The sequence below is a fragment of the Promicromonospora sp. NPDC060271 genome, from assembly GCF_042726755.1.
Classification (GTDB): Bacteria; Actinomycetota; Actinomycetes; order Actinomycetales; family Cellulomonadaceae; genus Promicromonospora.
Genome location: NZ_JBHXBG010000265.1, coordinates 1 through 4,744, shown reverse-complemented (window position 1 = coordinate 4,744; position 4,744 = coordinate 1). Strand labels below are relative to the sequence as shown.

At 72.4% G+C, this 4,744-nt stretch carries 5 protein-coding genes; 2 read left to right on the top strand and 3 right to left on the bottom strand.

The features are described 5' to 3' along the window. Positions 1-50 precede the first annotated feature (50 nt). On the bottom strand, positions 51-1,061 hold the full coding sequence (locus tag ACFWE2_RS24515; protein ID WP_377226819.1) for an NADP-dependent oxidoreductase: 1,011 nt from the start codon (positions 1,059-1,061) through the stop codon (positions 51-53). 86 nt (positions 1,062-1,147) lie between these two features. Here ACFWE2_RS24515 and ACFWE2_RS24510 point away from each other — a divergent pair, with 86 nt between their 5' ends. After that, entirely contained in the window at positions 1,148-1,750 is a 603-nt protein-coding gene (locus tag ACFWE2_RS24510; RefSeq protein WP_377226818.1) for a TetR/AcrR family transcriptional regulator, read from the top strand. Between the two features lie 51 nt (positions 1,751-1,801). Here ACFWE2_RS24510 and ACFWE2_RS24505 read toward each other — a convergent pair whose 3' ends face one another. After that, entirely contained in the window at positions 1,802-2,515 is a 714-nt protein-coding gene (locus tag ACFWE2_RS24505) for a tyrosine-protein phosphatase (protein WP_377226817.1), read from the bottom strand. A 10-nt stretch (positions 2,516-2,525) separates the two neighbouring features. After that, the gene (locus ACFWE2_RS24500; protein ID WP_377226816.1) at positions 2,526-4,295 is read right to left on the bottom strand and encodes a cation:proton antiporter; all 1,770 of its coding nucleotides are present in this window, start codon (positions 4,293-4,295) and stop codon (positions 2,526-2,528) included. A gap of 176 nt (positions 4,296-4,471) precedes the next feature. Between ACFWE2_RS24500 and ACFWE2_RS24495 the strand changes: the two genes are divergently transcribed. Further along, positions 4,472-4,660 (top strand): hypothetical protein, encoded by a 189-nt coding sequence (locus ACFWE2_RS24495; protein ID WP_377226815.1) that lies wholly within the window; start codon positions 4,472-4,474, stop codon positions 4,658-4,660. Positions 4,661-4,744: the final 84 nt, after the last annotated feature.

The following is a 4,744-nucleotide window of genomic DNA, read 5'->3' as shown; positions in this document are numbered from 1 at the left end:
GGCGGAAACGCCGGCCCGAGGGCCTTCTGCATGTTCGGCGCCCGATGCGCTCAGACGCGGACGAGCATCTTGCCGGTGTTGGCGCCGCGCATCATGTCGAGGAACGCGTCGACCGTGTTCTCGATGCCGTCGGCGACCGTCTCGTCGTAGGCGATCTCCCCGGCGGCGAACCAGGCCGTCATCCGCTCCTGGAACTCCGGGGCGAGGTGGAGGTAGGCGCCGAGGGTGAACCCCTGCAGGGTGAGCCCCCGCGTGATGATGTTGGCCATGTTGTCGGGCCCGGGGGCCTTCCCGGTGGTGTTGTAGACGGCGATGGCCCCGCAGAGCGCGGCCCGTCCGCCGTCGTTGAACGCGTCGAGGGCGGCCTCGAGGTGGTCGCCGCCGACGTTGTCGAAGTACACGTCGATCCCGTCGGGCGCGGCCTCGGCGAGCTGGGCACGCACGTCGCCGTCCTTGTAGTTGAAGGCGGCGTCGTAGCCGTACTTCTCGGTCAGCAGGGCGACCTTCTCGGGTGATCCCGCCGATCCGATGACTCGCTTGGCCCCGAGAAGCTTGGCGATCTGGCCGGCGGCGGTGCCGACGGCGCCGGCCGCGCCGGAGACGAACACCGTGTCGCCCTCCCGCATCCCGGCGATCGCCGTGAGCCCCACGTACGCGGTGAGCCCCGTCATGCCGAGGACGTGCAGGCGCAGCGACAGCGGCACGCCCGGCACGTCGGGGACGACGCGGAAGGTCGCGGCGTCGTCCTGCACCGTGTCGGACCAGCCGTGCTGGTGCAGCACGACCGCCCCGACGGGGACGCCGTCCGCGGCCGACTCGACGACGCGGCCGATCGCGCCGCCAGGGATGGTCTCGCCGAGCGCGAAGGGGGCGACATAGCTGCGCACGTCGTTCATCCGTCCGCGCATGTACGGGTCGACCGACACGAACTCGTTGCGCACGCGGACCTGACCGGGCCGCAGGGCGTCGTGGGCGACGGCGACGGTGCGGAAGTTCTCGTGCGTCGGCCATCCGGTCGGGCGGGAGACGAGCTGGATCTGCGTGCTCGTGAACTCGGACATGACGTGCTCCCTCAGGGTGGATCTATTCTGTAATGACTCTTCCAATATATACTGGACCGAGCGTTTCAGAACAACTGGAGGCAGGGATGGCCCGGACGCAGGGCTTCGACCGTGATGTGGTGGTGCGCGCGGCGCGCACCCTGTTCTGGCGTGCCGGGTTCGAGGGTGCGTCGGTCCCGGCCCTGGAGGAGGCGACGGGGCTGAGCCGGTCGAGCATCTACAACACGTTCGGCTCGAAGCGAGGGCTGTTCGACGCCGCGGTGCAGAGCTATCTCGACGAGGTGATCCGGCCGAGGCTGCGCCCTCTGCAGGCCGACGTCGTCGCCCCTGAGGCGGTGCTCACGTACCTGGACGGGCTGCGGGAGGCGTTCACGCGGACCGACTCGATGTCGGCGAGCAGCGGCTGCCTGCTCATCAACACCGCCACCGCGCCCGTCGTGCACGACGGCGAGGTGGCGCGCGTCGTCGCCGACTACCGTGACGAGCTGCGCGCGGCGATCGGCCGCGGGGTCGTCGCCTACCTGGACCAGGTGGTGCCGGAGGAGCGGGAACGCCTCGCCGACGCGGTCACGGGGCTCTCGATCGCGGCGTTCGCGCTCGCGCGGATCACCCCGGCCGAGGCCGACCGCACCCTAACCACGGCGAGATCTCTGCTCACGGCGGCACACGACCGCCGTTCTCGTCGTTGAGTGCTGGATATTTGCCCCCTGACGGCCGTCAGAAGGGCGAATATCCAGCACTCAACGAGGCGTGGGGGCTGTGAGGCGGGTGCGGAGCGCCCGGACGTGGCCCGGGGTCAGGCCGCCGTGGGTGAGGTACGCCTCTATCGAACCGTGCCGGGTCCGCAGGTGCTCCAGGGCGCCGAGGATGACGTGCCGGGTGGGCGGGATCTCCCGCCCGGGGACGGACTCGTCCGCCGCCGCGAAGCGCTCGGCGTACCGCGGGGCGAGGCGCTGGTTGGTGAGCTCGTAGTCGTCGGCCAGCGCGTCGAGGTCCGCCCCGACGAGGCTGAGCGCCAGCGCCACCACGAGGCCCGTGCGGTCCTTGCCCGCGGCGCAGTGCACCAGCACCGGCCCCTCGGGGGCGTCCGCCACGGCGGCGACGGCGCGCGCGAACAGCTCGGGACGCCGGTCCAGCAGCCCCGCGTAGAGGGTGACCCACGGCCCTTCGACGGGGTCCTCCGCCATCTGCACGGGGAGGTGCAGGTGGGCGGGGAGGCCGGCCAGCCTGCTCGGCCACTCCTCGATCTCGGCCGGACGGCGCAGGTCGATGATCCGCGAGAGGCCGTACGCGGTGGCGGCGGCGACGCCGTCGTCCGTCAGGAAGCCGGGGGACTCCGAACGGACCAGCGCCCGTTCGCGGACGGTGCCGCCACCGGTGAGGGGGAGTCCGCCCAGGTCACGCACGTTGAGACAGCCGGGCCAGTCGAGATGGAGCGGTGTGTAGTCCGTCACAGGGGCGAGGTTAACGTTCCGGGTCGTCCGGATGTATCGGCACCTTGCCCTTGCGCATCTCGACGGCGATCTGCTCCGCGTCCAGCAGGTCCAGGGCGTCCCCGAGCTGGGCCGAGTCGTAGGTGCCGGCCGCCCGGGCCGCGAGCAGCTCCTCGCGCTGGGCCGCGATGGTGGCCAGCCGCAGCTCCCGGTACTGGACGAAGCGCTCCCTCGTGAGCTCCGCGTCCTCGTCCTGCGACTCGTGCTCCCGGAACATGTCCTTGCGCACCCGGGCGACCACGCCGTCGTCGTACGGCGAGCCGTCCGGGCGGCGGGGGTCGGCGAGGAAGTCGCGCGCGGCCCGCACGGTCTCGCGGCGCAGGGCCGGGAGATCCCCGGTGGTGTCCTGCCCGATCAGGCCCAGCCGGCGGGTCACCAGCGGCAGGGTGCTGCCCTGGACCAGCAGCGTGCCGAACGCGACCCCGAATGCGACCAGCACCAGGAAGGACCGGCCGGGCGTCTCCGCGGGCAGCGTCTGCGCGGCGGCGAGCGTCACCACGCCGCGCATGCCCGCCCACACCAGCAGGGTGCCCTCGCGCCAGCCGAGCGGTTTGGCGAGGACGTAGTCGATGTCGGCGGTGCGGCGGCGCAGCGTGCCCTGGATCCGCTCCAGCCGGGCGGCGGTCGAGCGCCGGCCCTTGCCCTCTGCCTTCCCGTCGGCCGGGGGCGGGGTGGCGGCGACCCGGAGGTCGATGCGGTCCTGGAAGCCCGACAGGGTCTCCCGGACGGCCTCGCCGCGGCGGGCCCTGCGCGCCTGGACGCCGATGAGCGGCGTGACGAACGCCGCCCGCACCACGAGCACCACGGCGCCCGCGATCGCGGCGACGCCGGCGGCCTGCAGGACCGAGCCGTTCCCGCGCTCCACGTCCTCGATGAGGTCGAAGAGCTGGATGCCCATCGCGAGGAAGACCGCGCCCTCGAGCAGCAGCTCCACGGTGTGCCAGTTGGACCGCTCGGCGATCCGGTCCTGCGGCCGCAGGTGCCGCGCGGAACCGTTGCCGGTCACCAGGCCCGCCGCCACCACGGCGACCAGGCCCGACGCGTGCAGCTCCTCCGCCGGCAGGTACGCAGCGAACGGCACGACGAACGACATGGCGGTGCTCAGCGCGGCGGATCCCAGGCGCTTGCGGAGGCGCAGGCCCACCCAGCCGACGGGGACGCCGATGAGGACCGCGACGCCCGCCGCGTACGCGAAGTCGCCGACGACCTCCCACAGGCTGACGGTCGCGGCCGTCGCCGCGATCGCCGACCGGAGCAGCACCAGCGCCGACGCGTCGTTGAGCAGTGACTCACCCTCGAGCATCGTGACGCTGCGCGGGGACGCCCCGAGCCGTTTGACGATGGTGGTCGCCACGGCGTCGGTCGGGCTGACGATGGCGCCGAGCGCGATGGCGGTGGCCAGGTCGATGTCCGGGATCAGCCACCGGAACAGCAGCCCCAGCAGCACCGAGCTGATCACCACGAGGGTGACGGACAGCCCGCCGATGGCAGCGAAGTCGCGCCGGAAGTCCATGGACGGCAGACCGACCGCCGCCGAGTACAGCAGGGGCGGGAGCACGCCGCCGAGGATCAGCTCCGGCGGCACCTCGACGGCCGGGACGAACGGCAGCAGGCTCACGCCGGCGCCGAGCACCACGAGGACCAGGGGCGACGCGACGCCGGCCCGGGGCGCGAGCGCGGTGACGGCGATGATGACGGCCGCCGCCACGACGGCGATGGTCAGGTACTCCACGTACTCCACGGCCTGACGGTACGAGACGCGGGGCCCGCCTGCCGACTCCTGGGTCCGGAATGCTCCGATCTGCCCAACCCAGCAGTGCGCGAGCGGCGGGGTGCGCGTAGGTTCGCCACTGGTGGCGGGACCCCGTCGCCGAGCAGGGGGCGCACAGCCGTGTGCCTGTGTCGAGAGGATTCGTGATGGGGCTTTTTGACAAGGCCAAGGAGTTCGTGACGGACCCGGACAACGTCGCCAAGGCGAAGGAGCAGCTCACCGACGAGAACGTCGACGCGGCCACCGACAAGCTCAAGGAGTTCGCGCCCGACCAGGCCGACGGCGCGATCGACTCGCTGGGCGAGAAGGCCAAGGAGTGGGGCGGCGAGCGCTAGACCGGCGACGAGGGACGCGGGCGCCTGGCTGTCGGCGCCCGCGACCGACGGTCGGTACGATCGAGGGGCACCGTCGGAGACGAC

Coding starts and splice junctions, on each gene's coding strand:
- ACFWE2_RS24515 (WP_377226819.1), bottom strand. CDS start 1,061: ATGTCCGAGTTCACGAGCACGCAGATCCAGCTCGTCTCCCGCCCGACC.
- ACFWE2_RS24510 (WP_377226818.1), top strand. CDS start 1,148: ATGGCCCGGACGCAGGGCTTCGACCGTGATGTGGTGGTGCGCGCGGCG.
- ACFWE2_RS24495 (WP_377226815.1), top strand. CDS start 4,472: ATGGGGCTTTTTGACAAGGCCAAGGAGTTCGTGACGGACCCGGACAAC.